22 protein-coding genes and 2 pseudogenes are annotated in these 24,451 nt (G+C 67.0%); 15 read left to right on the top strand and 9 right to left on the bottom strand.

Features of this window, described 5'->3' with window-relative positions:
* Nucleotides 1-183 precede the first annotated feature (183 nt).
* From GV001_RS16185 to GV001_RS16180, 3 genes are all read left to right on the top strand, one after another.
* Nucleotides 184-1,392 (top strand): MFS transporter, encoded by a 1,209-nt coding sequence (locus GV001_RS16185; RefSeq protein ID WP_160081631.1) that lies wholly within the window; start codon nucleotides 184-186, stop codon nucleotides 1,390-1,392.
* Nucleotides 1,389-1,511, top strand: a complete 123-nt coding sequence (locus GV001_RS20205) for a hypothetical protein (protein ID WP_256664945.1) — start codon at nucleotides 1,389-1,391, stop codon at nucleotides 1,509-1,511. Before GV001_RS16185 ends, GV001_RS20205 begins: the two co-directional genes overlap by 4 nt.
* Before the next feature lie 251 nt (nucleotides 1,512-1,762).
* Nucleotides 1,763-2,314, top strand: a complete 552-nt coding sequence (locus tag GV001_RS16180; RefSeq protein ID WP_160081630.1) for a glutathione peroxidase — start codon at nucleotides 1,763-1,765, stop codon at nucleotides 2,312-2,314.
* Nucleotides 2,315-2,373: 59 nt separating this feature from the next.
* On the opposite strand, the gene GV001_RS16175 is transcribed toward GV001_RS16180, so the two are convergent.
* From GV001_RS16175 to GV001_RS16150, 6 genes are all read right to left on the bottom strand, one after another.
* Nucleotides 2,374-3,657, bottom strand: coding sequence for an OmpP1/FadL family transporter (locus GV001_RS16175; RefSeq protein WP_160081629.1), 1,284 nt, complete (start codon nucleotides 3,655-3,657; stop codon nucleotides 2,374-2,376).
* Nucleotides 3,658-3,795: 138 nt separating this feature from the next.
* Complete coding sequence (locus tag GV001_RS16170) at nucleotides 3,796-4,275, bottom strand: hypothetical protein (protein WP_160081628.1); 480 nt, start codon at nucleotides 4,273-4,275, stop codon at nucleotides 3,796-3,798.
* A 354-nt stretch (nucleotides 4,276-4,629) separates the two neighbouring features.
* The gene (locus tag GV001_RS16165; protein WP_160081627.1) at nucleotides 4,630-5,307 is read right to left on the bottom strand and encodes a polysaccharide lyase family 7 protein; all 678 of its coding nucleotides are present in this window, start codon (nucleotides 5,305-5,307) and stop codon (nucleotides 4,630-4,632) included.
* Between the two features lie 410 nt (nucleotides 5,308-5,717).
* Nucleotides 5,718-8,255 carry a penicillin acylase family protein gene (locus GV001_RS16160; RefSeq protein ID WP_160081626.1) on the bottom strand — a complete coding sequence of 846 codons (2,538 nt, stop codon included), beginning with the start codon at nucleotides 8,253-8,255 and terminating at the stop codon, nucleotides 5,718-5,720.
* Nucleotides 8,256-8,372: 117 nt separating this feature from the next.
* Complete coding sequence (locus GV001_RS16155) at nucleotides 8,373-8,573, bottom strand: SEC-C metal-binding domain-containing protein (RefSeq protein WP_160081625.1); 201 nt, start codon at nucleotides 8,571-8,573, stop codon at nucleotides 8,373-8,375.
* Nucleotides 8,574-8,580: 7 nt separating this feature from the next.
* Entirely contained in the window at nucleotides 8,581-9,078 is a 498-nt protein-coding gene (locus GV001_RS16150; protein WP_160083434.1) for an LEA type 2 family protein, read from the bottom strand.
* 112 nt (nucleotides 9,079-9,190) lie between these two features.
* On the opposite strand from GV001_RS16150, the gene GV001_RS16145 reads away from it, so the two are divergent.
* Nucleotides 9,191-9,721 (top strand): hypothetical protein, encoded by a 531-nt coding sequence (locus tag GV001_RS16145; RefSeq protein ID WP_160081624.1) that lies wholly within the window; start codon nucleotides 9,191-9,193, stop codon nucleotides 9,719-9,721.
* Between the two features lie 33 nt (nucleotides 9,722-9,754).
* Here GV001_RS16145 and GV001_RS16140 read toward each other — a convergent pair whose 3' ends face one another.
* Together GV001_RS16140 and GV001_RS16135 are read right to left on the bottom strand one after the other, a co-directional pair.
* Nucleotides 9,755-10,222: a YchJ family protein gene (locus GV001_RS16140; protein ID WP_160081623.1), complete on the bottom strand. Its 468-nt coding sequence runs from the start codon at nucleotides 10,220-10,222 to the stop codon at nucleotides 9,755-9,757.
* Between the two features lie 4 nt (nucleotides 10,223-10,226).
* On the bottom strand, nucleotides 10,227-10,724 hold the full coding sequence (locus GV001_RS16135) for a DUF6231 family protein (RefSeq protein ID WP_160081622.1): 498 nt from the start codon (nucleotides 10,722-10,724) through the stop codon (nucleotides 10,227-10,229).
* A 431-nt stretch (nucleotides 10,725-11,155) separates the two neighbouring features.
* On the opposite strand from GV001_RS16135, the pseudogene GV001_RS20200 reads away from it, so the two are divergent.
* Together GV001_RS20200 and GV001_RS16125 are read left to right on the top strand one after the other, a co-directional pair.
* Nucleotides 11,156-11,509, top strand: a pseudogene (locus GV001_RS20200) (OmpA family protein); the annotation flags it as partial.
* Between the two features lie 122 nt (nucleotides 11,510-11,631).
* A complete protein-coding gene (locus GV001_RS16125; protein ID WP_160081620.1) occupies nucleotides 11,632-12,366 on the top strand; it encodes an OmpA family protein in 735 nt (244 codons plus the stop codon).
* 149 nt (nucleotides 12,367-12,515) lie between these two features.
* Here the strand turns inward: GV001_RS16125 and GV001_RS16120 are convergent, their stop codons facing one another.
* Nucleotides 12,516-12,980: a CopD family protein gene (locus GV001_RS16120; protein WP_160081619.1), complete on the bottom strand. Its 465-nt coding sequence runs from the start codon at nucleotides 12,978-12,980 to the stop codon at nucleotides 12,516-12,518.
* A gap of 94 nt (nucleotides 12,981-13,074) precedes the next feature.
* On the opposite strand from GV001_RS16120, the gene dinG reads away from it, so the two are divergent.
* The 9 genes and pseudogenes from dinG to GV001_RS16075 all read left to right on the top strand — a co-directional run.
* Nucleotides 13,075-15,219, top strand: coding sequence for an ATP-dependent DNA helicase DinG (gene dinG / locus GV001_RS16115; RefSeq protein ID WP_160081617.1), 2,145 nt, complete (start codon nucleotides 13,075-13,077; stop codon nucleotides 15,217-15,219).
* Between the two features lie 80 nt (nucleotides 15,220-15,299).
* Nucleotides 15,300-16,136, top strand: coding sequence for an SDR family NAD(P)-dependent oxidoreductase (locus GV001_RS16110; protein WP_160081615.1), 837 nt, complete (start codon nucleotides 15,300-15,302; stop codon nucleotides 16,134-16,136).
* Nucleotides 16,137-16,259: 123 nt separating this feature from the next.
* Nucleotides 16,260-17,282, top strand: a complete 1,023-nt coding sequence (locus GV001_RS16105) for a glycosyltransferase family 2 protein (protein ID WP_160081613.1) — start codon at nucleotides 16,260-16,262, stop codon at nucleotides 17,280-17,282.
* A 28-nt stretch (nucleotides 17,283-17,310) separates the two neighbouring features.
* Complete coding sequence (locus GV001_RS16100) at nucleotides 17,311-18,306, top strand: hypothetical protein (RefSeq protein WP_160081611.1); 996 nt, start codon at nucleotides 17,311-17,313, stop codon at nucleotides 18,304-18,306.
* On the top strand, nucleotides 18,303-19,016 hold the full coding sequence (locus tag GV001_RS16095; protein WP_160081609.1) for a hypothetical protein: 714 nt from the start codon (nucleotides 18,303-18,305) through the stop codon (nucleotides 19,014-19,016). The genes GV001_RS16100 and GV001_RS16095 overlap by 4 nt, the downstream gene beginning before the upstream one ends.
* Entirely contained in the window at nucleotides 19,016-20,134 is a 1,119-nt protein-coding gene (locus GV001_RS16090) for a hypothetical protein (protein ID WP_160081607.1), read from the top strand. The genes GV001_RS16095 and GV001_RS16090 overlap by 1 nt, the downstream gene beginning before the upstream one ends.
* A gap of 81 nt (nucleotides 20,135-20,215) precedes the next feature.
* Nucleotides 20,216-22,498 (top strand): beta-galactosidase, encoded by a 2,283-nt coding sequence (locus GV001_RS16085; protein WP_160081605.1) that lies wholly within the window; start codon nucleotides 20,216-20,218, stop codon nucleotides 22,496-22,498.
* Nucleotides 22,499-22,601: 103 nt separating this feature from the next.
* Entirely contained in the window at nucleotides 22,602-23,747 is a 1,146-nt protein-coding gene (locus GV001_RS16080; protein ID WP_160081604.1) for a serine hydrolase domain-containing protein, read from the top strand.
* A gap of 23 nt (nucleotides 23,748-23,770) precedes the next feature.
* A pseudogene (locus tag GV001_RS16075) lies at nucleotides 23,771-24,448 on the top strand (OmpA family protein); the annotation flags it as partial.
* Nucleotides 24,449-24,451: the final 3 nt, after the last annotated feature.

Below are 24,451 nucleotides of genomic sequence, written 5' to 3'. Positions count from 1 at the left end.
CACCCTACAACTGTGCTGCTGGTTTAGTGATTAGCTGTGTTTGGCGCGCTGCGCGTTGCCGGTATATACAGCCTGTATCTTGCCGTCGGCATGCGCCTTCCTGGTTCCATATCTGACTAGGCGCGCACTGGCGAGCTTCTTATTTCGCGCACCGGCGGGATCACCCGCCCACAAGGATCAAGCATGACTTCGGTATGGCGTACCAGCGGCTGGGTGTTGCTCGGGGCATCACTGATCCTGGCGCTGTCGCTGGGTATCCGTCACGGCTTCGGCCTGTTCCTCACGCCCATGAGCAGCGAGTTCGGCTGGGGCCGTGAGGTGTTCGCCTTCGCCATCGCCCTGCAGAACCTGATCTGGGGCCTGGCGCAGCCGGTGACCGGGGCCATCGCCGACCGTTTCGGCGCGCGCCGGGTGATCGCCGTCGGCGGTCTGCTGTACGGGGTCGGCCTGCTGCTGATGGCCCATGCCGACTCGGCCGCGTCGCTGTCGCTGAGCGCCGGGCTGCTGATCGGCATCGGCCTGTCGGGTACGTCTTTCTCGGTACTGTTGGGCGTGGTTGGCCGCGCCGTGCCGGTGGAGAAACGCAGCCTGGCCATGGGCATCGCGGCGGCGGCCGGCTCCTTCGGCCAGTTCGCCATGCTGCCGGGCTCGCTCGGCCTGATCGGCTGGCTGGGCTGGTCCGCCGCCCTGCTGGCGCTGGGTCTGCTGGTGGCGTTGATCGTGCCGCTGGCGCTGCTGGTGCGCGACCAGCCGCCGCCCTCGCTGGGCGCCGAGCAGAGCCTGGGCGAGGCGCTGCGCGAAGCCTGCGCGCACTCCGGCTTCTGGCTGCTGGCGCTGGGCTTCTTCGTCTGCGGCTTCCAGGTGGTGTTCATCGGCGTGCACCTGCCGGCCTACCTGGTCGACCAGCACCTGCCAGCCACGGTCGGCACCACGGTGCTGGCGCTGGTCGGGCTGTTCAACGTGTTCGGCACCTATATCGCCGGCTGGCTCGGCGGCCGGCTGTCGAAGCCGCGCCTGCTGACCGCGCTTTACCTGGCGCGCACGGTGGTGATCGTGGCGTTCTTCTATGCGCCGCTGAGCGCGTGGAGCGCCTACGGCTTCGGCATTGCCATGGGCCTGCTGTGGCTGTCCACCGTGCCGCTGACCAATGGCACGGTGGCCACCCTGTTCGGCGTGCGCAACCTGTCGATGCTGGGCGGCATCGTCTTCCTCTTCCACCAGCTCGGCGCCTTCCTCGGCGGCTGGCTGGGCGGCTACCTGTATGACCACACCGGCAGCTACGACCTGGTCTGGCAGATCTCCATTGCCCTCGGCCTGCTCGCCGCGGCGCTCAACTGGCCGGTGCGCGAGCAGCCAGTGGCCCGTCTGCAGGCGGCGCACGGCCTGGCATGAGCCGGCGCCAGCTGACCCTGCTCGGCGTTCTGGCCGGTGCCGGCCTCCTGCTGCTGGCCTGGTGGGGCTGGCAGCGGGTCGGCCTGGCGGCATTGCAGCTGGGCATGGGCCTGTGCTGAGAACCTGTTTTCGATCTCCTGACTCGCGGCCATACTGCGTTAAAAACGGCCTCGGAATGCTCATTTACAGCTCGTAAACTGCGCTTCCTCGGCGTTTTGACCAGCCGAAGGCTGTTACTACGTAGCGCCTTGTCTGGCTCTAATTCAGAAGATCGTAAATAGGTTCTGAGAGTCAGGGCAGGTCTACGGCGTTGCTGGCGGCGGCCAAGGCGCGTAGCGTGGCCTGAGGATTGAGTGCGGAGGTTGTCATCATGAGCATGTCGCGGAGTGCCCTGGCGCTGCTGGTCGGGCTGTTTAGCGGGTCGCTGCTGGCGGCCGAATGCCCGCCGCTGCTGCAGGGCGAACTGCAGCAGTTGCGCTCGCAGGAGCGCATCGACCTGTGCCAGCGCTTTGCCGGCAAGCCGCTGCTGGTGGTCAATACCGCCAGCCACTGCGGCTTCGCTCCGCAGTTCAAGGGCCTGGAGGCGCTCTATCAGCGCTACAAGGGCCAGGGCCTGGAAGTGCTCGGCGTACCGTCCAATGACTTCAGGCAGGAAGCGGACAATAGTGAAGAGACGGCCACCGTGTGCTTCGTCAACTACGGAGTGACCTTCGCCATGAGCGAGCCGCAGGTGGTCAGCGGCGCCGACGCGCTGCCGCTGTTCCGCGAGCTGGCGGCGCAGAGCAGCACGCCGCGCTGGAACTTCTACAAGTACGTGGTTGGCCGCGACGGCAAGGTGATCGCCAGTTTCTCCAGCCTGACCAAGCCGGACGATCCGGACCTGATCGAGGCCGTGGAGCAGGCCATCGCCAGCCAGCCCTGAAATGAAGACATGAAAAAGCCGGGGCAATGCCCGGCTTTTTCATGTGCGGCGATTGGTCGTCAGAAGCGGTAGGTCAGCTGCATGCCCACACCGTGGGCGCTGTTCTTGTAGGTGGCACTGTAGCCGGGGCCGACGTCGACGCCGGCGATCTTGGTGGCGTGCTGGTCGACCCTGGACTCGCTCTCGCGCAGGTAGGAGTAGGCCAGGTCGATGGTCATGTCCGCCGAGGGCGACCAGCCGGCGCCGACGGCGAAGACCTTGCGGTTGCCCACCGGGATGCGCACGGTACGGTTGTCGTTGGCGGCCGGCGAGGCGTCCAGGGCGAAGCCGCTGCGCAGCACCCATTGCCGGTTCAGCTGGTAGGCCGCGCCGATGGCGTAGGACCAGGTGTCCTGCCAGTTCATCTCTTCGCTGACTTCGCCGATCGGCTGCATGCCCAGCAGGCTCGGCGTGCCTTGGTTGTGCACGGTGATGGCCTGCAGACGGCTCCAGCGGGTCCAGGTGGCGCCGCCGTAGAGGGTCCACCGCTCGTCCAGCTGGTAGGTCAGCGAGCTGTCGACCATTTCCGGGGTGGTGAAGTCCAGCTGGGCGTCGTAGTCGCCGTTGAACTGGCCGAAGACCGGGCCTTCGCCGCCGGTGACGCGGGTGCGGCCTTGCAGGGTGTAGTCGACCCTGGAGTGGTAGGTCAGGCCCCAGGCCAGTTGCTCGGTGATGTCCATCAGCACGCCGGCATTGAAGCCCAGGGCGGTGTCGTCGCCCTTGATATCGATTTCGGTGTCGCCGCTGCCGCCTACGGCGCCATCGTTGAGCTTGCTGACCAGCTTGCCCTTGATCTTGTTGAAGGTCGGGCCGAAACCGAGGGAAACCCGCTCGTTGATCCGGTAGCTCAGGGTCGGTTGCAGGGTGACCACTTCCACCTTGCTGTACTGGCCCTTGTAGCGGCCGCCGAAGCCTTTCTCGTAGTCGCTGATCAGGGCGAATGGCACATACAGGCCGATGCCGTAGTGCCAGTCATCGTTCAGCGGGCTGGCGTAGTAGGCGAACGGCACGGCAGCCGTGGGCACCATGTCGCCTTCGCTGGAGTCGGCGCTGGCGTCATCGATGTCGATGTTGGCCTTGACCACGCCCAGGCCGCCGACCGCTTCGGCACGCTTGAGCTTGCTCAGGCCGGCCGGGTTGCCGAACAGGGTGGTGGCGTCCTGTGCCGATGAGGCGCGTCCGGCGAAGGCGGTACCCATGCCGCTGACGCTTTGTTCGTTGATGGCAATTCCGTTGCCCAGGCTGTGAGTGGAAATGGCGCCGATGGCCAGAGCGAGGGTGGTTTTGAACCAGGGGTGTTTCATCGGTAACTCGTCGACAGCAAAACGGGGGCGGCAAGCTACCCCTTTTGCAAGCCCTTGCCAACCGCTCTATTCCGGTATTTACAAGGTTATTCGTCGGAATAATGCAGGGTGTAAATCTGACCGCTTGGTCATGTCTTTTCAGGCGGCGTGGGGCCGGCTGTCGACGCACAGTTGCCAGGCCTGGAGGAAGTCGCGCAGGCGCCCGTGTGGCTGGAAGACCTGGCGCCAGATGCGCGCCAGCGCCGGCAGATCGTCGGCCGCGGGCAGGGCGCTGCCCTGGGCCTCGACCAGCATCCAGGCGATGGCGGTGGCATAGCGCAGGTTGACGATCAGTTCGAGGTGGGGTGCGCAGAGGAAGGCGTGCTGGCTGGCCAGGCCGCGCACCAGGCTGGCCAGGTCCGGGTCGCGTGCCAGGTGCTGGTCCCATAGCAGCTGGTGGCGGCGAGTGCTGATGCGGTAGAGACCGTGGCCGTGCGGGTCGTCGAGGGCGGCGCCGAGTGCCGATTGGCTGGCGGCGGCGCCCAGCAGCAGGGCTTCGGCAGTGGGAGAGTGGCGCCCCAGGTAGAGCAGAGTGGGGCGGATGACGTGCTGGCACAGCTCGCTGGCGGCAATTCCCATAAGGCCCTCGCGAAGGGTGCCGGCGGGGGCAATGTTTGGCAGCTGTTCTTGGTTTTAATAAAGCCCCGCCGGGAGCGGGGTTAGCCGCTCGTTTTGAAGTGTAGTGCGATAAAAACGCTGTAAAAGGCTGTTTTTAAACTGTTTAAGGATTTTGGTAAGGCTTCATATATCGACCAGCACTTACGCATCCAGTGTTTGGTACTAGGCGGAGGCAATGACTGGTCTGGATGCTGGGGCGCTTGCGCAGGCGAAAGCCGCGGTCATCGCCATTGGTCTTGAGTGGGGCTCGTTGGGATGGCTGGTGCAGCAGGTGCTGCGCCAGGGGGGGGGCGCCCCGGCCGGGGCACCGGGGCTTCAGAGGTGTTCGATGAGCAGGTTGGTGAAGTTCACCGCGCCGGCTTCGCTGGCATCGCCGAGGTTGTCCTGCACATAGGAGCCGGCCTTGAAGTAGAAATTCTGCGTGGCCCAGCTGGGGTCGAGCTTGGCCGTCCACTTGCTGGTGGTGCTGCTCGGCGTCTTCACATTGACCACCAGGGTGCCGCTGGGAGTCAGGCGGATGGTGTAGGAGAAGCTCTGGTTCAGCGGCACGTCGCGGAAAACCGTCACGCTGGTGGTGTCGATGCCCGGCTTGAGGCGGTAGATGACGACGATGTTGCCGGTCCTGGTGTCGCTCTTGTACTGGTAGGACAGCTTGATCGGCGGGTCGTCGCCTTCCAGGTTGTGGATCTGGCCAATCACGATCTTGCCGGTGGAGGGCACCTGGGTGACTTTCAGCGAGGCGCGCAGGTAGTTGTCGGCCGCGCTGTATTTCCAGTTGCGCAGGCTGCCATCGGCATAGGTTTCGCGCAGTTCGCTGCGCGGATATTGGGCGTTGGGGGTGGTCGAGCCACTGACCGGGGTCCAGAAGAACAGTGCGCCGTTGATGGACTGGAAGTAGTCGTCCTGGTAGCCGCCGACCAGCAGCGGCGTTTCGATGGTGGTGGCCGGTTCGCCGACGGGGATGGTGAGGTTCCAGGTGTTGAGGTCGATCATGATGGTTACAGACTCCGAGAAAATGCCTAAATCATTCGCGGTGCCTATCGATCCCGAATCTGAAACTATCCGGCTGCCTTGCCGGTAACTTACGCGCCGAATGAAGCCCTAGCAGTTCGCCCGGCCGGTGGCTGTGGAGCGAACATAACTGTTTTATAGAGCCTGGCGGTGGCGGCGGTAATCACCGCTTGTCGTTGAATTGGCGTCATTAAAGTGTCGATGTATGGAATTGGAATTCCGCTTCTGTTCCTGATTTGCTGACGGCAAAGCGTTTTTTTCACGGAACCTGACTGCGCGCCGATGCCCTGCGGCAGATGTGCCTTTGTGAGGTTTTGTGCGCTTGCGCACGTTTCGTGCGGGCATGAAAAGGGCGCCAGAAGGCGCCCCGAGGTGCAGGCCTGAGCGGTCGGCTACTTGCCTGGCATCAGCAGCAGGCGCTTGCTGCCATAGACCTTGTCGATATTGCGGCTCTGGAACGGGAAGCTCATGTAGCCGCCCTTGAGCCAGGCGTCGATGCCGTCGGCATAGTGCGGGCTGGCCGGGTTGCCGGACTGGCCGGAGCTGTTGAGGCCGATCATCGGCTCCTCGCGGCCGAAGTCGACGACCACGCGCATGGCCGGAATCAGCCAGGTATCGAAGCCCTCGCCCCAGTGGTAGGCCGCCACGTTGAGCGTGCCGTGGTCGCCGCCGGCCGGGTAGGGGCCGCGATCGAGGTAGCCCTGGATGGCATTGATGCTGCTGCGCTCGCTGGCGCCGAGATGGGGCGCCATCTTGGTTGCGTTGCTGGCCCAGGTGTACTGGTGCAGCTTGCCCCACTGCCAGGCCTTGTGGTCGGCGCCCAGCCTGCTTTCTGCCAGGGTCACGGCGGCAGCCAGGGTGCGGGCGAGGATGGCCGGCTTGTCTTCCTTCTGCGCGGTGCGGATGTCGTCCCAGAACGGGCTGTCGTCGCGGCCGAGCAGGTGGTCGGCCTGGGCCGAGTAGGAGTCGTTGGCGGTGTCCACCAGCGCCTGCCAGGCTGGATTGCCCTCCGGTCCCAGCTCGTCGAGGAAGGTCTGCCGCGCGCTTTCATGCAGGAAGGCGCCGTACAGGGCGGCGTCCGCCGAAGTCGCGCTCATCCGCCCGTCGAAGGCCATCAGGCGTTGGTAGGCTTGCTCGGCCTTGCCGCGCTCGGCGGCGGGCAGGGTGGCGATGGCCTGGCGCAGCGGCTGGGCCATGCCGGGGGCGTCGAGCATCGCCTGCAGCTTGCCGGCGAACGGCGTGGTCTGGTCGTACTGCATGGCGATCATGCTGCGCTGGTCGTGCTTGCCGGCGCCGGCCAGTTGGGCGATGCGCTCGGCGCGCTCCGGGTAGAACCAGGAGTTGGACAGCTGCATGCCGTAGCCGCGCGGCACGCTGCGCTGGTTGGCGGTGCCCAGCCAGCCCTGCATGGGGTCCTGGTCGTAGGGATGCAGCATGGGGTCGGCGTAGCCGTCCCAGTCGTAGGCGCCGTCCCAGCCGGGCGAGGGCAGCAGGCCCAGGCCCTGCTTGCGGTTGGGGTAGCGGCCGGTGACCTGCCAGCCGATGTGCTGGGCGTCGGCGAACACCAGGTTGAGGGCCATGGCGCGCACTTCGCGGGTGGCCTCGAAGGCCTGCTCCACCGATTGCGCGCGGGACAGGTCGAAGAAGGCATCGATCGAGTGATCTTCCTCGAACTGCGCGGTGCGCAGGGCCAGGCCATAGCCGCTGTTGAACTGCAGCGGCTGCATGGGGTGCTTGCGCTCGCCCAGCACCGAGTTGAGCAGCGGGCCGTGGCGGGTCTCGTAGAGGGTTTCGCGGATCGGCCGCTGGCCCTTGATGAAGAAGGTTTCCTGGCGCTCGCTGGCCGGCTGCCATTGGCCGTCGGCCAGGTAGTACAGGCGGCTGCCCTGGCGCTTGACCTTCTCCAGGAACAGGTCCTGGTTGTCGCCCATGACCATGGTCATGCCCCAGGCCAGCTTGCCGTTGAAGCCGGCGACCACGGCCGGCACACCGGCGATGGAGACGCCGGCGGCCTGGAACTTCGGCGAGCGGATCTGCACGTAGTTCCACACCGAGGGCATGGACAGTGGCAGGTGGGTGTCGTTGGCCAGCAGGCTCTTGCCGCTTCGGCTGCGCTGCGGGGCGATGGCCCAGTTGTTCGAGGCGGCGACACCGAGCATGTTCAGCTTGGCCACCTGGCCAGCGGCCTGATTGATCGCGACCAGGCCCTGGATCTGCCCGTCGAGGTTGAGACCGCGCAGCTTCTCGGCTTCCTCGAAGGGCAGCGGTTCGTCCGGGTAGGTCGGCAGCAGCCAGGCCAGCTTGTCGGCACCGACCTTGCCGGTCAGGGTCAGGGCGGAGATCTCCTCCTTGAGGTTGACCGCCAGGCCGAAGTTGAGCAGGCAGAACACCAGCACCGAGTCTTCCGGCTTCCAGTAGGTCGGGCGGTAGCCGGACTCGGCCAGGTCCATCGGCAGCTTGTCCTGATAGCGGAACAGGTAGGCGTTGACGCCGCGGGCGTAGACCTCGAAGAACTGCTTCATCCGCGGCGAGGCGTTCTTGTACAGCCCCTCGGCGCTCTTGCGCAGGTTGACCGCGCGCATGAAACGGTCGATTTCCAGCACGCCGGGGCCGTTCATCTCGGCCAGGCGGCCCTCGGCCAGCAGACGCATGCCGACCATCTGGCTGAGACGGTCGCTGGCGTGCACGTAGCCCAGGGCGAACAGCGCATCGTGGAAGGTGGTGGTCTCGATCAGCGGCATGCCCAGCGGGTTGCGCCGCACCACCACGCTCTGCGCCAGGCCCTGCACGCGGACGATGCCCTGGTCCGGGGGCACGCTGTTGGCGTAGCGGCTGTTGAGGAACGACTGGCAGCCGCTGAGGAGCAGGCTGCTGCACAGGGTGGCCGCCGTGGCGAGCAGCAGCGGGCGAGGCAAGAGGCGCGAACCCATGGACTGGCTCCTGGCGCGAAAAGAGTTTGCAAAGGCGGGGATTGTAGAGGGCGCGGCGGGGCGGCGGTAGGGCCGCGGCGGGCAGAACCAGAGGCGGTTCTGCCGGGCGGGATCAGCTCAAGCGCCGTGGCACTTCTTGAACTTCTTCTGGCTGCCGCAGGGGCAGGGGTCGTTGCGGCCGATTTCCTTCAGCGGGTTGCGCACCGGCTCCTGGTGGGCGTGGTTGCAGTGCGGGCCGTGCACGTGGCCGTGATCATGGTGGTCGTGGTCATGCTCATGGTTGCAGTCGGGGCCGTGGACATGGGGTTGCTGGTTCATCGGTACATCACTCCGGAAGGTAATCGCCAGGGATTATCTCGCCATTGCGCGAAAGGTGCACGCTGCGGCCGAACAGCAGGCCGGTTTTCACCGTGCCCTGGAAGCTGTAGTGGATCGGTTCCTCGGTTCGTTCCAGGGCGCGCACGATGCCCTTGAGGTGGCGCCACAGGTTGGTGCGCACCGGCACGTCGAACTGCAGGTGGCTGTGCGGGGGCACGGTGAACCATTCGCTGGATTCCCCTTCGGCCAGCAGCACGCCATTGAGGCTCACTCGGTAGTCCAGGCGGCGCACCGGCAGGCTCGCGGCGTTGGGGTTGTCGATGCGAAAGCGCAGGATGAACCGTTGCTCCATGAGCTTGGCCTTGACCAGATCGACCTTGACCAGGCGCACCTGCGGGTCTTCGAAGCCATCGCTCAGCCAGGTTGAGCAACCGGCGATGCCCGCGGGGAGGGCGAGGCAGAGGAATAGGCTGATAATTCTTATCATTTGCGCCTGATAAAACATTTCAATCTCCGGCTGATGCCTCAGTTTAACAAGCGGCTGCTTGGTGGCAATCTGTTGTTGCAGGAAAAAAACCTGCGCCATACTGGGCAGCAAAATAGACAGGAGTGTGACGATGAGCCTCTACGAGATCGCCTTTGCCGGGCAACTGGTGCCGGGCGCTCAGTTGCCGCAGGTCAAGGAGAACCTGGCGCGGCTGTTCCAGGCCGACGCCCAGCGCATCGAACTGCTGTTTTCCGGGCGGCGCATGGTGATCAAGAGCGGCCTGGATGCGGCGGGGGCGGAGAAGTACCGTGCCACCCTGGAGCGGGCCGGAGCCCTGGCCATGGTGCAGGCCCTGGATGTGCCGGTCGAGGAAGTCGAACTGGCCCCGGCCCCCGTGCCAGCGGCCACGGCGGCGCCGGCGGCCGCAGGGGCGCGGGTGGTTCCGCGGGATGAGTACATGGCGGCCTTTGCCGATGTGCAGGCGCCGGATTTCGGCATCGCCCCGGTCGGTGCCGACTTGCAGGATAGCCGGCCCGCCGCGCCAGCGCCGCAGGTCGATCTGTCGCAGTACAGCCTGGCCCCGGTGGGCAGCGACATGGGCCAGGCCAAGGCCGGCCCGGCCGCGCCGCCGCCGGATGTGTCGCACCTCAAGCTGCAATGATCGACGGGCCCGCTGCATGCGGGCCCGTTCATTTCACAGGTAGGGCGCGCAGCACTTCTTGAATTTCTCGCCGCTGGCGCAGGGGCAGGGGTCGTTGCGCCCGGCCTTGAGCGGCACGGTCGGGTCGATGAAATACCAGCGCCCGGCATGCTGGACGAAGGCCGAGCGCTCACGGTGACTGTGCTCGCCAGCGTCATCGTGCCAGCGGGCCGTGAAGGTGACGAAGGCGTGCTCGGGCTGCCCGGCGATTGGCTCGGCACTCTCCACCTCCAGGCCGAGCCAGGTGCTGCCCAGGCTCCAGGCGCTGATGGCGGCGCGATCCAGGCCGGCCTGCTGGGCCGGCAGGGTGGTGGCGATCAGGTAGTCGACCAGGCCCAGAACATAGGCGCTGTAGCGCGAACGCATCAGGCTTTGCGCGCTGGGGGGCGGGGTGCCGGCGTGGTAATGGCCGCAGCATTGTGCGAGCGAATCGCCGCTGCCGCAGGGGCAGGCCTGGTTCATGGCTTTACCACCAGTACTTGCCGAAGTTTTCCGGGTTGGCCCAGAACTTGGCATTGAGCCAGTCCGGCACCTGCTTGTAGTCGCGCAGGTCGTAGGTGAACAGGCGCAGGGTCTGTTCGTCGCGCTGGAAGCTCTCGCTGTTCTGCAGGGCCAGGGCGAAGAAGTCGGTTTCCTGCCAGTCGCAGGCCTGCAGGTCAACCAGCACGGCGATCCGGCTGGCGTTGAGGTTGCGGATCCCGCCGAGCAGTTCCAGGGCGGTGCGCTTGGGCAGGTGCTCCAGGCAGTCGACCACCAGGGCCAGATCGAAGCGCTGCGCCGCCAGCTCGGCCGGCAGGGCGCCGGCTGCGGTAGTGGCGACCTCGCTCGTGGGGTGGGCGGTCCGGAAGGCCTCCAGTGCCGGCAGATGGCTGGCGCCAATCAGCAGCAGGCGCTGCGGGGCGTGGTGTTCGAGCAGGGCGGCCAGCGCCTGCTGCGGCGTACGGGTGGAAAGTCTGTCAGTCATTGCCAAATTCCGAACTTGTAGGTAAAGACTAACCTGCCGCAGGGAAATGGCCTAGTAATGACATGGGTCACTGAAGTTTCCTAATAGCTGGCAGATTGTAAAACAGCTGTCTTTACTACTTGAGTGTCGGTTTGGTGCCGATTATTACAGGAGAGCAAAAAATGAGCATTACGAGGAAAGCTGTACCCCTGTTGTTGGCAAGCGGCCTGTTGACTGGTTGCTCCGGCCTGCAGAAAACCGATTGGCCTACCTGCGCGGCCGTTGGCGGTGTGGGTGGTGCTGCTCTGGGTGCGATCGAAAGCTCCAGCTGGGCGGGCGGCGGTGCTGTGGTTGGTGCGGGCATGGCCGCGGCCTACTGCTGGGTGCATGGTGCCGAGGAGCAGGTCGCCGTAGTCGAGGAAGCCGTAGTCGAGGAAGTGGTGGCAGAGCCTGCCGAGCCGGTGCGTGTCGAACTGGATGTGAAGTTCGACTTCGACAAGGCCGCCGTCAAGGAAGAGAGCCAAGGCGATATCAAGGCCCTGGCCGACTTCATGAGCCAGTATCCGCAGACCACCACCGTGGTTGAAGGTCACACCGACTCCGTGGGCACCGATGCTTACAACCAGGGTCTGTCCGAGCGCCGTGCGAATGCCGTGCGTGACGTGCTGGTCAACCAGTACGGCCTGTCGCCGGATCGCGTCAATGCTGCCGGTTATGGCGAGAGCCGCCCGGTTGCCGACAACGCCACCAGTGACGGTCGCGCCATCAACCGCCGCGTTGAGGCCGAGGTCGAAGCGCGTCCCTGATGATCCCCTCCCTTAGCCTGTGTTCACCGACGTGTCAGTGACTACCGGCTTGTACACTTAGGGGGACGGGTCTTTACTCCTGTGTTACCGGTAATCAACCGGTGACACAGGAGATCACCGCCATGAGAACAAGACTCTCAAGGGCTGCAGTACCCCTTCTCTTGGTCAGCAGTGTTCTTTCTGGTTGCGTCACGACTTCCAGTACGGGAGATGCGCCGCTCAACCAAGGGAACTGGCCTGTTTGTACGGCGATTGGCGGCTTGGCCGGCGGCGGTCTTGGCGCAATCGAAAGCTCAGCCTGGGCAGCAGGAGGGGCGGTGGCCGGTGCGGTCATCGGAACCCTGGTGTGCTACGCCCAAGATGGCGACGCAGACGGCGATGGCGTATTCGACCGGCGTGATCGTTGCCCCGATACCCCAGCCAATACCCCCGTCCGGCACAATGGTTGCCCGCTGCCGGTCTATCCGAGTGGCGAGGAGCCCGTGGCCCCGGTTGCCGAAGTCAGCGATGCGGTGCGCGTCGAATTGGACGTGAAGTTCGACTTCGACAAGTCCGTGGTCAAGGAAGGCAGCTTTGCCGACATCCAGAGCCTGGCCGACTTCATGAAGCAGTATCCGCAAACTTCCACCGTGGTTGAGGGGCACACCGATTCTGTCGGTACCGATGCCTACAACCAGGGCTTGTCCGAGCGTCGTGCCAATGCCGTGCGCGATGTGCTGGTTAACCAGTACGGGGTGGAGAGTGGTCGGGTGTCGTCGGTAGGTTATGGCGAGTCGAAACCGGTCGCCGACAACGAAACCGATGAAGGCCGAGCAGTCAATCGTCGGGTAGAGGCCGCGGTCGAGGCGCAACCCTAGTCAGGGATTGGTCCTTGTTCTCGCCGCCTGTGCCGGCACGGCACTCCCGTGTCACCCGGTTTGCGGGTGACACGGCCCTTCAGATTTCCTGCGGCCTCGTTCGGGTCTTGTAGTCCTGTTGCAGCCGCTGGTCGGTGCCAGGTTCTGCTTCAGAACGTCGGCCGCAGACCGGCGATCGCCACCAGGGTCAGGCCGATCAGCAGGTTGATGCCCACCAGTTTGCGGATGCGTCCCAGCGCTTCACCACCGGCTGGCCAGTTCTGTGCGGCGATGGCACGGCGCAGCTCCGGCAACTGGAGGAACTGGATGCGCAGGAACAGCGCGAGCATGACGATATACAGGCCGATCATGATGTGCACATAGCGCGGCGCGGTCTCGAAGCCGGCGAAGCGCAGGTGCAGCATGCCCACGCCGGATATCGGCAACACCAGCACGGCGAGCCACACCCACTGGAAGAAGCGGCGGAACACCTCGGCCCACAGGGTCAGGCGTGCCGGTGCCTCCAGCACGCTGACGGCAGCGGGGCGGAGAATCATCCAGGCGAAGAACATGCCGCCGACCCAGATCAGGGCGGCCAGCAGGTGCAGGGCGTAAACAGCAGCAAAGGCAGTCATCGGGTTCTCCGTATAAGGGGGCGCTTAAGCATGGCGCGGCATCATAACCTGCCGGTAAACTACTGAGAATTTATCCAGTCTCTATTGCGCGCCCATGCTCAGTCCCGAACTCAAGTCCCAGATCCAGGGCGCTTACAGCCGTTTCCTCGAGGCCAAGAGCCTCAAGCCGCGCTATGGCCAGCGCCTGATGATCGCCGAGATCGCCAAGGTGCTGGGGACGGTCCGGCATAACGACGAAGGCCAGCGCGATGGCGAGGCGGCCGTGGTGGCGGTGGAGGCGGGCACCGGTACCGGCAAGACCGTGGCCTATGCCCTGGCCTCGATTCCCATCGCCAAGGCCGCCGGCAAGCGCCTGGTGATCGCTACTGCGACCGTGGCCCTGCAGGAGCAGATCGTGCACAAGGACCTGCCGGACCTGATGCGTAACAGCGGCCTCAACTTCAGCTTCGCCCTGGCCAAGGGCCGTGGCCGCTACCTGTGCCTGTCCAAGCTCGACATGCTGCTGCAGGAAGGCGAGGCCCAGGGCGCCACTGCGCAGATGTTCGCCGAAGAAGGTTTCCGCCTGGATGTCGACGAGAGCAGCCAGAAGCTGTTTACCGGGATGATCGAGAAGCTTGCCGGCAATCGCTGGGACGGCGACCGCGACAGCTGGAGCGAGGAGCTCGACGATGCAGTGTGGAGCCGCCTGACCACCGACCACAGCCAGTGCACCAACCGCCATTGCCCGAACTTCGGCCAGTGCGCCTTCTACAAGGCGCGCGAGGGCATGACCAAGGTCGACGTGATCGTCACCAACCATGACATGGTTCTGGCCGACCTGGCTCTGGGCGGCGGCGCGGTGCTGCCCGACCCGCGCGAAACCCTCTATGTGTTCGACGAAGGTCATCACCTGCCGGACAAGGCCATCGGCCACTTCGCCCACTTCACCCGTCTGCGCTCCACCGCCGACTGGCTCGGCCAGGTGGAGAAGAACCTGACCAAGCTGCTGGCGCAGAACCCGCTGCCCGGCGACCTCGGCCGGCTGATCGAGACGGTGCCGGAGATGGCCAGGGAGCTCAGGACGCAGCAGCAATTTATGTTCAGCGCCTGCGAGCAGCTGGCCGACTTCAAGGCCGGCGAGGACATGGAAGGCCGCGAGCGCCCGCGCCACCGATTTGTCGGCGGCCTGGTGCCGGAGCACCTGCGCGAGCTGGGCATCGAGCTGAAGAAAGGCTTCTCGCAGCTGACCGACGTGTTCACCCGCCTCACCGAACTGCTCAAGGAAGCCATGGACGGCGAGGGTGCCGTCGGCATCGCCAGCCACCAGGCCGAGGAGTGGTACCCGTTGTTCGGCAGCCTGCTGGCCCGCGCCCAGGGTAACTGGGAGCTGTGGACCGCCTTCACCGTGGAAGATCCGGAAGACAGCCCGCCCATGGCGCGCTGGCTGACCCTGGCCGAGAGCGGCGCGCTGTTCGATATCGAGGTCAACGCCAGCCCGATCCTCGCCGCCGAGACCCTGCGCCGCAACCTGTGGAATGTGGCCTACGGTGCCCTGGTGACCTCGGCCACGCTCACCGCGCTGAACAGCTTCGACCGCTTCCGCATGCGCGCCGGCCTGCCCAAGGCGGCGGTCACCGCGGTGGTGCCCAGCCCCTTCCTGCACGCCGATGCTGGCGTGCTCAAGGTGCCTGACCTCAAGGCAGACCCGCGCGATGCGGCGGCTCACACCGCGGCGATCATTCGCGACCTGGCCGATCTGGTGGCCGGCTCGCGCGGCACCCTGGTGCTGTTCTCCTCGCGCAAACAGATGCAGGACGTGTTCGACGGCCTCGACCGTGACTGGCGCAAGCGCGTGCTGATCCAGGGCAACCTGTCCAAGCAGGAGACCCTGAACAAGCACAAGGCCCGCGTCGACGACGGCGAGGAAAGCGTGCTGTTCGGCCTGGCCAGCTTCGCCGAGGGCGTCGACCTGCCCGGTGCCTACTGCGAGCACGTGGTGATCGCCAAGATTCCCTTCGCCGTGCCGGACGACCCGGTGGAAGCGGCGCTGGCCGAGTGGATCGAGGCGCGAGGCGGCAACCCGTTCATGGAAATCGCCGTGCCCGATGCCTCGCTCAAGCTGGTGCAGGCCTGCGGTCGCTTGCTGCGCACCGAAGAGGATCGCGGCACCATCACCCTGCTGGACCGGCGCGTGGTCACCCAGCGCTATGGCAAGGCGATCCTCAATGCCTTGCCGCCCTTTCGCCGGGAAATCAGCTAACAGGCCGTTTTTAACGCAGTATCGGCAACGCAGGTAGTTTTTCAACGGCCTGCTAACCCCATCGCCTAGGAGAAAGCTCAGTGCCCGAGCTTTGCGGTTCCATCCTGATCACCGGTTGCTCCACGGGCATCGGTTATGCCACTGCCGTGGCCTGCCGTGCCGCGGGTTGGCGGGTCTTCGCCTCGGCGCGGCATGCCGTGGATGTCGCCCGCCTGCAGGCCGAAGGCTTCAACGCCGTCCAGCTCGACCTGAGCGACCCGGCCAGCATCCACAGTGCGCTGGCCGCGGTGCTGGCGCAGACCGACGGCCGCCTCGATGCCCTGTTCAACAACGGCGGCTACGGCCAGCCCGGCGCCATCGAGGACCTGCCGCGGGCTGCCTGGCGCGAGCAGTTCGAGACCAATGTATTCGGCCCGGCCGAGCTGACCGCCGCGGTGCTGCCGGTGATGCGTCGCCAGGGCCACGGGCGCATCCTGTTCAACAGCTCGGTGCTGGGCTATGCCGCCTTGCCGCTGCGCGGTGCCTACAACGCCTCCAAGTTCGCCATCGAAGGGCTGGTCGATACCCTGCGTCTGGAACTCACCGGCAGCGCCATCGAGGCCGTATTGATCGAGCCCGGCCCGATCATCGCGCGCTTTCGCGCCAACAGCCTGCTGGCCCTGCGCAAGCATGTGGATACCAGCCAGGGCGTGCATGTCGCGGCCTATGCGCAGATGGAGGAGCGCCTGGCCAGGGAGGGCGCGGCAGTCAAGTACACCCTGCCGGCCCAGGCGGTGGCCGAAGTGGTCCTGCAGGCGCTGGAGCGCCGCGTGCCGCGCACCCGCTATCCGGTGACGGTGCCGGCCAAGCTGTTCCGCGTACTCAACCGTCTGCTGCCGGATCGCTGGCTCGACCGCATGAAGCGCTCGACCCTCTAGATGCCAGCGGCCTGCCGGCCTGTGACTTGCGCCAAGCCGGCGGCGGCCACGGGCTGCTAATCTGCGCGCAGTCCGACCGGACATGAACGAAGTGTTGGCTGCGCCTGCAGCCCGGGAGCAAGGATGAGCCTGAATGAACTGGCCGCGCGCACGGCCCTGGTACTGGAAACCAACAACCTGCGCGGCGGCGCCGACCTGCAGCGGGTGGCCGCCAGCCTCGCTCGCCTGTTCCAGCACCTGAAGGGGCAAAGCCTGCCGCTGAAGCAGCTGGCCCAGGTGGTGGTGACCCATGACGGCCTGCCCGATGCGATGTGCGAGGAACTGGCCCAGGCCGCCGGCCTGTCGCTGCAGTTCGTCCCGATCGATGCGCAGACCGGCTACTACGCGGCGAAGAACCTCGGTTTTGCCGCGGTACAGTCCGAGCGTTGCGATCACGTGGTGTTCGCCGACGCCGACTGCATCCCGGCCGCCGACTGGCTGGAGCAACTGCTCCTGCCGCTGTGCGCCGAGCAGCCGCCGGCGGTGGTGGCCGGGCGCACCAGCTACAGCAGCAGCCTGGCCGGCACGGCGCTGACCACCATCGACTTCATGTACTTCCCCAGCCCGCTGGCCGCCGGTGCCACGCGCAACTTCTACGCCAACAATGTGGTGTTCCGCCGCGAGGTGTTCGCCGAGCATGCCTATCAGGCCCTGGATGGCGTGTATCGCGCCCATTGCCAGGTGCTCGGTCTCAACCTGCAGGCCGCCGGTATCGCCCTGCACTATGCCGCGACGGCGCATACCGAGCACCGCCTGCCGGATACCCGCGGCGAGGCCCTCAAGCTGCGCTGGATGCGTGGCCAGGACTCGGTCGGCCTGACCCCCTACCTGCTGCGCGCCTACCTGCCGCAACGCCTGCAGTGGCTGGACCGCAGCGGCCCGCTGGCGCCGCTGGGCATCCTCCTGGCGCGTCTGTACTTCAGCCAGCGTGCGCTCAATCACCAGGACCTGCCGGCCCTGCATGGCCTGCGCGGGCTGGGCGCCCGGGGCCTGATCCTGGCGTTCTCCCTGGTCGACATGGCCGGGGCACTGGCTCGCGGTGTAGGCATCAACACCCTGGGGCGCGCCGCGGCCGATGCCCAGGCGCTGTCCTATCACCGGGCCTGAGTGCCCCTCGCGAACGGAAGGGATTACCGTGAACGCATCTTCTACCTCTCGTCTTGTTTTCCCCCAGCTGGCCGTGCTGCTGGCCCTCGGCCTGGGCGGCGGTTCCGCCCAGGCCGAGGAGTTCGGCGGCCGCGGCGTGTTCCAGTTCGCCAGCGCCAGTGGTTGTCCCCTGGCCAGCGCTGCCACGCCGCTGAGCGACTGCAACCGCATCGCCCTGGACGATGGCCATTCCCGCGCGCGGCTGGACAGTGCCGGCAAGACCCTGGTGCTGCGCAACGAGCAGGATTACGCCGATGAGACCGTCATCGCCGATGTCCTGCTGCATGGCCGGGCGCGGGCGCAGAATGGCCAGGCGGTGCCGGTCAGCCTGCATCTGCTGATCAGCAAGGACGGCCAGGCGTGGAACACCAGCCTGCACGCCCATGCGCCGGTGGCGGGCGATCTGCGCGAGGTGCAGGTCGATCTCTATCAGGTGCAGGCCGAGGTGCAAGGCAAGCGCCAGACCTTGCTGCAGCCGGATCATGCCCTGCAGGTGCTGAGCTCGCCTTCGACCGCGGCGCGGCTGGCCAAGCAGTTCGTCCAGGTGCGCGACAACCGGGTCGAGGCGGCCAGGGCCGAGTATGCCGACATCACCATTGCCCTGGGCGTCGGGCCGGCCGCGCTGCCGGCGTTGCGCGCCAGCCTGCATGTGCCGGGCGGCCATGCCGAGCTGGCCAAGACCCTGCACGAGGGCAGCTGGACCCTGGAACTGCAGGTCCTGCGCAGCCGCCTGCCGCTGTCGGTGATCCGCCGCGACCTGTTCCTCTTCGGCCTGGAGCGGGTCGCGCTGCTGCAGCCGCTGCAGGCCGAGGGCTTCGCCAAGCACGAGAAGCTATTGCTCGGCGCGCGGGAGGGCAAGGGCTACCTGAGCTATCGCGGCCAGCGGATCGATTACCCGCAGGCCGGCGCGGCCGCCCAGGCATTCCTCCAGGACAGCTTCATCGGCCTGGTCCTCAGTGCCCAGCAGCACGACGTGGCGCCATGAGCGTCGTGCCCCTGGCCTTGTTCGCCGCGCCGCAGCTGCGCGGCTGGCCACGCCTGCAGGCCTTCCTGGTCGATCGCATCAAGCGTGCCGCCCTGCGCCAGCTGCATGCCAGCCGCGCCGGCGAGCTGCTGTTGCTGCGCATCTACCTGATCGGCGAAGAGGCGACCGAGAAGACCCTGCAGCATGAGCTGCTGGCCAATCCGCCGGCCTGGCTGGAGCGCCAGGTGCAGCAGCACCTGCAGGAGGAACAGGAGCACAGCGCGCTGTTCGCCGCGGCCCTGCGCGAGCGCGGCATGCAGCCGCCCAGCCAGCTGCGCCCCGATCGCCTGAGCCAGGCCAAGATCCGCCGCTGGCAACGCATCGCCCGCCGGCATGCCGCGCATTTCCAGCAGGGCCTGCTGGTGCCGGCCTATGCCATCGGCCTGTGCGCCGAGCAGATGGCCGAGCGGGTACTGAGCCGCCATTGCGCGGTGCTGCCGGCCGAGCATCCGCTGCAGGGCCTGCTCGGCCGCGTGCTCAACGACGAACGCAAGCATGTGCGCATGTGCATGCGCACCCTCGGCCTGAGCGTGGCCGAGCACGAGTTGCCGCGCCTGCAGCAGATGCTGGCCGAGGCCCGCGCGGTGGACCGCGCCTGGGGCGTCAGCGGCGCCCTGGGCCTGTACCTGGCCGGCGTCGCCTTGCGCCTGCGCGCCGCTTGGCGCAGCTGATGGCCGCGCGCATTCTCTACCTGGCCACCGCCGATGCTCGCGGTCACCTGATGCGCGCCCAGCTGCTCGCCCGGGCCCTGGGCGAGCGTGGCGCCGAGGTGGAGCTGCTGACTACCTCCGACGAGGGCGTGGCCTTCCTCGCCGAGTTCGGTAGCGCCGCCGAGGTGCTGTCGCGGCACTACGCCGTGCAGTTCGACGAGCAGCAGAACATGCAGCGCGGGGCGACCGACCGCACTGTCGCCCGCTACCTGTTCGACCCGCGCCACATGCTGCGTGATATCTGGCGGCTGCGCCGGCGCCTGGCCCGCGTTGACCTGCTGGTCAACGACTCCTTCCACCCGGCGCTGCTGGTGATGGGCTGCCTGCCGGTCTGGCGGCGCAAGATCGTCCATGTGTATGGCGCCAGCCTGCGCCAGGCCCTGCAGGACAATTTCCACGGGCGCCTGCCCGGCTGGCTGGCGCGTGCTTTCGCCGCGGCCATCGGCTTCGAACTGGGGCGTGCACGGGCCCGGCTGCAGCATGATTTCGCCTATGCCGAGGCCCGCGAAAGCGCGCCGGCCAGCTTCGAGCTGCCGACTCCGGTGGCCCTGGCAGAGCGCCCGGCGGCCTTGCCGCAGTCTTGCGCGGCGGTCTACCTCAACCCGCATTTTCGCGATCCGGCCCTGGCCGCTGGCCTGGAGCAGGGCCTGGCGCAGGCCGGCCTGGCCAGCCTGCGGGTGGGCGAGGGCTATGCCGGGCGGGACGGCTGGCTGGCGCGCGATCCGCGCTGGATTGATGCGGCGGCGCACAGCGCGCTGATCATCTCGGCGCCGGGCATGGCCGCGCTGTCGGTGGCACAGGTCTACCGGCGGCCGATCCTGCTGCTGGTCAGCGATCAACCGGAGCAGCTGAGCAATGCCCGGCGCGCCGCCGAGCTGGGGTTGCGCCACGAGGTGCTGGTCTGGCGCGGCGATGGGTCGCAGTTTGCCGAGCAACTGGCGGCGGCCAGCCGGCGCCTGCTCGCGGCCGGCGCGGGCGAGCCGGATGATGCGGGGCTGCACCATGCCCGGCGGCGCCTGGAGGCCTGGGTCGAGTGCCTGCTGGCCCTGGCCGGCACGGCGGCGCAACGGGCCGGCTAGAGCGCTACGCAGAATAAAGTCGGGCTGGCATCCGGCGCCCGACCTGTTGTCTACTGGCACGTCGTTTCGGAGTGCTGTCCCATGATTCGCCGCTCGCTGCCTGCCGCTTTTGCCCTGTTGCTGACCCTTCCCGTTGTTGCCGCCCCGGCGGAACCGCAGACCCTGTTCAACTTCGTGCGCCCGCTGGATGCCGTGCAAGTCAGCACCGAGCAGGCCAGCCTGCCGCAACTGACCGCCGAGCCCACCGCCGAAGGCGAGGTGCTGCGCCGCGTGCTGTTCAATGCCGGCGAGCGGCCGACCCTCAGGCTGACGCCGCAGAGCGCCGACTGGGACTGGTCGCAGAGCGGTGCCATGAGCCTGCGCATCCAGAATGCGATGGACTGGGCGATCAGCCTCGATGTGCAAATCACCAGCCGCGACGGCAAGGTCCTGCACAGCCGCATCGCCCTGCCGGCCGGCCCGGCGCAGACCCTGCTGGTGCCGCTGGCGGCCAGCTCGCCGCTGGCCCGCGGCATGCGCGCCGGCCCGCCGATGCCGATCAGCGTCAACGGCCAGCGCATCCTCCTGGCGGAAACCGTAAGTGGGGAGCTGAACGCGGCCCAGGTCAGCTCGGTCAGCCTGTCCCTGGAGCGCCCGAATGCGCCGCAGAGCGTGCTGCTCGGCCGCTTCGGCGTGCAGGCGGCGGATGCCGCGCAGCAGGCCGCCTACCACGGCATCATCGATGCCTGGGGCCAATACAGTCGCGGCCACTGGCCGGAGAAGATCGGCAGCGACCAGCAGCTGCGCGAGGCCGCCAGTCGCGAACAGGCGCAGTTGCAGGCCTGGCTGCAGAAGCGGCCGAACCAGGACCGTTTCGGCGGCCTGCTGGAAGGCCCGCAGTTCGAGGCCAAGGGTTTCTTTCGCACGGAGAAACAGGCGGGCCGCTGGTACCTGGTGACCCCGGAAGGGCACCCGTTCTATTCCCTCGGGGTCAATGCGGTCAGTGCCTGGCAGAGCCGCACCTATGTCGAAGGCCGCGAAGCGATGTTCAGCGCCTTGCCCAAGGACGGCGAAGAGCTGGCCCGCTACTACGGCAAGAGCGACAGCCGCAGCGCCACCGGTGCCAACCGGGGCCGTGACTTCGCCCAGGGCCGCTGGTTCGACTTCTATCAGGCCAACCTGCAGCGCAGTTATGCCCAGCCGTGCCCGCCGCTGGTCACACCGCCGCTGGCCGCCTCGCCGGCCCCGGCCGAGCAGCAGGCTAGCGCATGCCCGCCTGCCGGCCTGGACGCGGCGCGCTGGACCGCGCACAGCCTCGACCGCCTGCAGGCCTGGGGCTTCAACACCCTCGGCAACTGGAGCGACGACACCCTCGGCGCGGCCCAGCGCATGCCCTACACGGTGCCGCTGTCGATCTCCGGTGACTACGCCACCATCAGCACCGGTCTCGACTGGTGGGGCGGGGTGCCCGACCCGTTCGACCCGCGCTTCGCCATGGCCGCCGAACGGGCCATCGCCATCGCCAGCCGCGACCGCCGCGACGACCCCTGGCTGCTCGGCTTCTTCGCCGACAACGAACTGGCCTGGGCCTCGCCCGGCAGCGATGCCAAGGCGCGCTATGCCCTGGCTTACAACACCCTGCGCCTGACCACCGATGTGCCGGCCAAGCGTGCCTTCCTCAAGCTGCTGCGCGACAAGTACCGCAACCAGAACGGCCTGTCCAAGGCCTGGGGCATCCAGCTGAGCGCCTGGGAGCTGATGGAAGACCCGGGTTTCGAGGCGCCGCTGCCGAGCGCCGAGCACCCGCAGATCGAGGTCGACCTGCAGAACTTCCAGCGTCTGTTCGCCGACACCTACTTCAAGACCATCGCCGACTCGCTGAAGTGGCACGCGCCCAACCACATGCTGCTGGGCGGCCGTTTCGCCATCACCACGCCGGAGGCGATTGCCGCCTGCGCCCAGTACTGCGATGTCATGAGCTTCAACTTCTACACCCGCGAACCGCAGCACGGCTACGACTTCGCCACCCTGCGTGCGTTGGACAAACCGCTGCTGATCAGCGAGTTCCATTTCGGCTCCCGTGACCGCGGCCCGTTCTGGGGCGGGGTCAGCGAGGTGTACAAGGAAGAGGAGCGCGGCCCGGCCTATGCGCACTTCCTCGACAAGGCCCTGGAAGAGCCGAGCATCGTCGGCGTGCACTGGTTCCAGTACCTCGATCAGCCGGTCAGCGGACGCCTGCTCGATGGCGAGAACGGCCACCTCGGCCTGCTCGGCATCACCGACCGGCCCTGGCAGGGCTTCGTCGAGGCGGTGCGCAAGAGCAACCTGCAGGTTGCTGCGAAACTGCTCAAGGCCAACCCGGCGCCGACTGCGCCGCAACTTTGAGGGGCACCGTTGGTCTGACCGACGGCGCTGGCTGAAGCGTCAGGATTCACATGCGCGGCTGCGGCTGGAACAATGCCGGCCAGTCTGACCGAGGAGTATCAGGTTGCAGATCCAGGGCCATTTCGACCTGCGTTTCGAAGCGCTGAAAGACGCCTTCGCCGAGTTGTTCAACGATCCCCAGGAACGTGGCGCCGCCCTGTGCGTGCAGATCGGCGGGGACACCGTGGTCGACCTGTGGGCCGGCGTGGCCGACAAGGACGGCGAGCAGGCCTGGCACAGCGACACCATCCTCAACCTGTTTTCCTGCACCAAGGCCGTCGCCGCAGTGGCTGCCCTGCAACTGGTCGGCGAGGGCAAGCTCGACCTGGACGTGCCGGTGGCGCACTACTGGCCGGAGTTCGCTGCGGCCGGCAAGGCGCGCATCACCACGCGCCAGCTGCTGGCCCACACCGCCGGCCTGCCGGCCCTGCGCCAACTGCTGCCGGCCGAAGCCCTGTACGACTGGGCACAGATGACCACGGCCCTGGCCAACGAACAGCCCTGGTGGACCCCCGGCACAGGCCATGGCTACGCGGCCATCACCTACGGCTGGCTGATCGGGGAAGTGCTGCGCCGCATCGATGGCCGCGGCCCCGGCGAGTCCATCGCCGCGCGCATCGCCAAACCCCTGGGTCTGGATTTCCATGTCGGCCTGGCCGACAGCGAGTTCGTCCGCGTCGCCCATATCGCGCGCAAGAAGGGTGAACTGGGCGATGCCGCCGCGCAGCGCCTGCTGCGCTGCATGATGAGCGAGCCGACGGCGATGAGCACGCGGGCTTTTGCCAATCCGCCGTCTATTCTTACCAGCACCAACAAACCCGAGTGGCGGCGCATGCAGCAACCCGCAGCCAATGGCCATGGCCATGCCCGTTCGCTGGCCGGTTTCTATGCCGGCCTGCTGGATGGTCGCCTGCTCGAAGCCGAGCTGCTCAACGAGATGACCCGCGAGCACGCCTGTGGCGAGGACCTGACCCTGCTCACCCGGACCCGCCTGGGTCTGGGCTGCATGCTCGACCAGGCCGAGGTGGCCAACGCCACCTACGGCCTCGGGCGCAAGGCCTTCGGCCACCCCGGCGCGGGCGGTTCGGTGGGTTTTGCCGACCCCGAGCGGGAGGTCGCCTTCGGTTTCGTCACCAACAGCCTCGGCCCCTATGTATTGATGGACCCGCGCGCGCAGAAACTGGCGCGTGCGCTGGGCCAATGCCTTTGAACCCCGTTTCGTGGATACCCGACATGCCTAAACACTCGCTCGCCCTGCTGTTCTGCCTCAGTCTCGCCGCCTGTGCCGGCTCTGCCGACAAGCCCGCGGAAAAAGCTGCCGACAAGTCCAGCGCCGGCAGCTGGTGGTCGTTCGATAGCGCAGAGAAGGCCAAGCAGCCGGCTGCCGTACCGAAGGTCGACCACCGGCTCACCGATGCCTGGCTCGACGAATACGAGCCGCGTCTGCGCGAGGCGCTGAAGGGCAGCAAGCTGCAGCTGGAACGGCAGAAGAACGTGCTGGTGGTGACGGCGCCAGTGCAGAGCTCGTTCAACCCGGACCGCCCGAGCATGCTGATGCCGGCGGTGCTCGGCCCCTTCACCCGGGTGGCCAAGCTGCTGGAGAAGGACCCCAGCACCGCCGTGCTGATTCTCGGCCACGCCGACAGCAGCGGCCAGGTCGAGGCCAACCGCAAGCTCAGCGAAGACCGCGCCCGGGCCGTGGCTTCGATCTTCCGCCTCAGCGGCCTGCAGCGCGACCGCCTGCTGCTCAAGGGCCTGGGCTCGGTGATGCCGCGCGCGGCCAACGACAGCGCCGAGGGCCGGGCCCTCAACCGCCGGGTGGAAATCGTGCTGACGCCGCAGCCGACCCTGGTCGCCTTGCTGGCCAAGTACAGCCAGCCGGCCGCCCCGGCACAAACTGTCGCAGATCAAGGT

This window comes from Pseudomonas sp. 8AS, assembly GCF_902506505.1.
In the GTDB taxonomy this organism is placed as follows: Bacteria; Pseudomonadota; Gammaproteobacteria; order Pseudomonadales; family Pseudomonadaceae; genus Aquipseudomonas.
The sequence above is the reverse complement of the archived record's forward strand: the minus strand, read 5'-3'. Positions and strand labels throughout refer to the sequence as shown.

What these genes read in the sequence shown, in the direction of transcription:
- GV001_RS16185 (WP_160081631.1), top strand. Translation starts at nt 184, where the DNA reads ATGACTTCGGTATGGCGTACCAGCGGCTGGGTGTTGCTCGGGGCATCA.
- GV001_RS20205 (WP_256664945.1), top strand. Translation starts at nt 1,389, where the DNA reads ATGAGCCGGCGCCAGCTGACCCTGCTCGGCGTTCTGGCCGGTGCCGGC.
- GV001_RS16180 (WP_160081630.1), top strand. Translation starts at nt 1,763, where the DNA reads ATGAGCATGTCGCGGAGTGCCCTGGCGCTGCTGGTCGGGCTGTTTAGC.
- GV001_RS16175 (WP_160081629.1), bottom strand. Translation starts at nt 3,657, where the DNA reads ATGAAACACCCCTGGTTCAAAACCACCCTCGCTCTGGCCATCGGCGCC.
- GV001_RS16170 (WP_160081628.1), bottom strand. Translation starts at nt 4,275, where the DNA reads ATGGGAATTGCCGCCAGCGAGCTGTGCCAGCACGTCATCCGCCCCACT.
- GV001_RS16165 (WP_160081627.1), bottom strand. Translation starts at nt 5,307, where the DNA reads ATGATCGACCTCAACACCTGGAACCTCACCATCCCCGTCGGCGAACCG.
- GV001_RS16160 (WP_160081626.1), bottom strand. Translation starts at nt 8,255, where the DNA reads ATGGGTTCGCGCCTCTTGCCTCGCCCGCTGCTGCTCGCCACGGCGGCC.
- GV001_RS16155 (WP_160081625.1), bottom strand. Translation starts at nt 8,573, where the DNA reads ATGAACCAGCAACCCCATGTCCACGGCCCCGACTGCAACCATGAGCAT.
- GV001_RS16150 (WP_160083434.1), bottom strand. Translation starts at nt 9,078, where the DNA reads ATGTTTTATCAGGCGCAAATGATAAGAATTATCAGCCTATTCCTCTGC.
- GV001_RS16145 (WP_160081624.1), top strand. Translation starts at nt 9,191, where the DNA reads ATGAGCCTCTACGAGATCGCCTTTGCCGGGCAACTGGTGCCGGGCGCT.
- GV001_RS16140 (WP_160081623.1), bottom strand. Translation starts at nt 10,222, where the DNA reads ATGAACCAGGCCTGCCCCTGCGGCAGCGGCGATTCGCTCGCACAATGC.
- GV001_RS16135 (WP_160081622.1), bottom strand. Translation starts at nt 10,724, where the DNA reads ATGACTGACAGACTTTCCACCCGTACGCCGCAGCAGGCGCTGGCCGCC.
- GV001_RS16125 (WP_160081620.1), top strand. Translation starts at nt 11,632, where the DNA reads ATGAGAACAAGACTCTCAAGGGCTGCAGTACCCCTTCTCTTGGTCAGC.
- GV001_RS16120 (WP_160081619.1), bottom strand. Translation starts at nt 12,980, where the DNA reads ATGACTGCCTTTGCTGCTGTTTACGCCCTGCACCTGCTGGCCGCCCTG.
- dinG (WP_160081617.1), top strand. Translation starts at nt 13,075, where the DNA reads ATGCTCAGTCCCGAACTCAAGTCCCAGATCCAGGGCGCTTACAGCCGT.
- GV001_RS16105 (WP_160081613.1), top strand. Translation starts at nt 16,260, where the DNA reads ATGAGCCTGAATGAACTGGCCGCGCGCACGGCCCTGGTACTGGAAACC.
- GV001_RS16095 (WP_160081609.1), top strand. Translation starts at nt 18,303, where the DNA reads ATGAGCGTCGTGCCCCTGGCCTTGTTCGCCGCGCCGCAGCTGCGCGGC.
- GV001_RS16090 (WP_160081607.1), top strand. Translation starts at nt 19,016, where the DNA reads ATGGCCGCGCGCATTCTCTACCTGGCCACCGCCGATGCTCGCGGTCAC.
- GV001_RS16085 (WP_160081605.1), top strand. Translation starts at nt 20,216, where the DNA reads ATGATTCGCCGCTCGCTGCCTGCCGCTTTTGCCCTGTTGCTGACCCTT.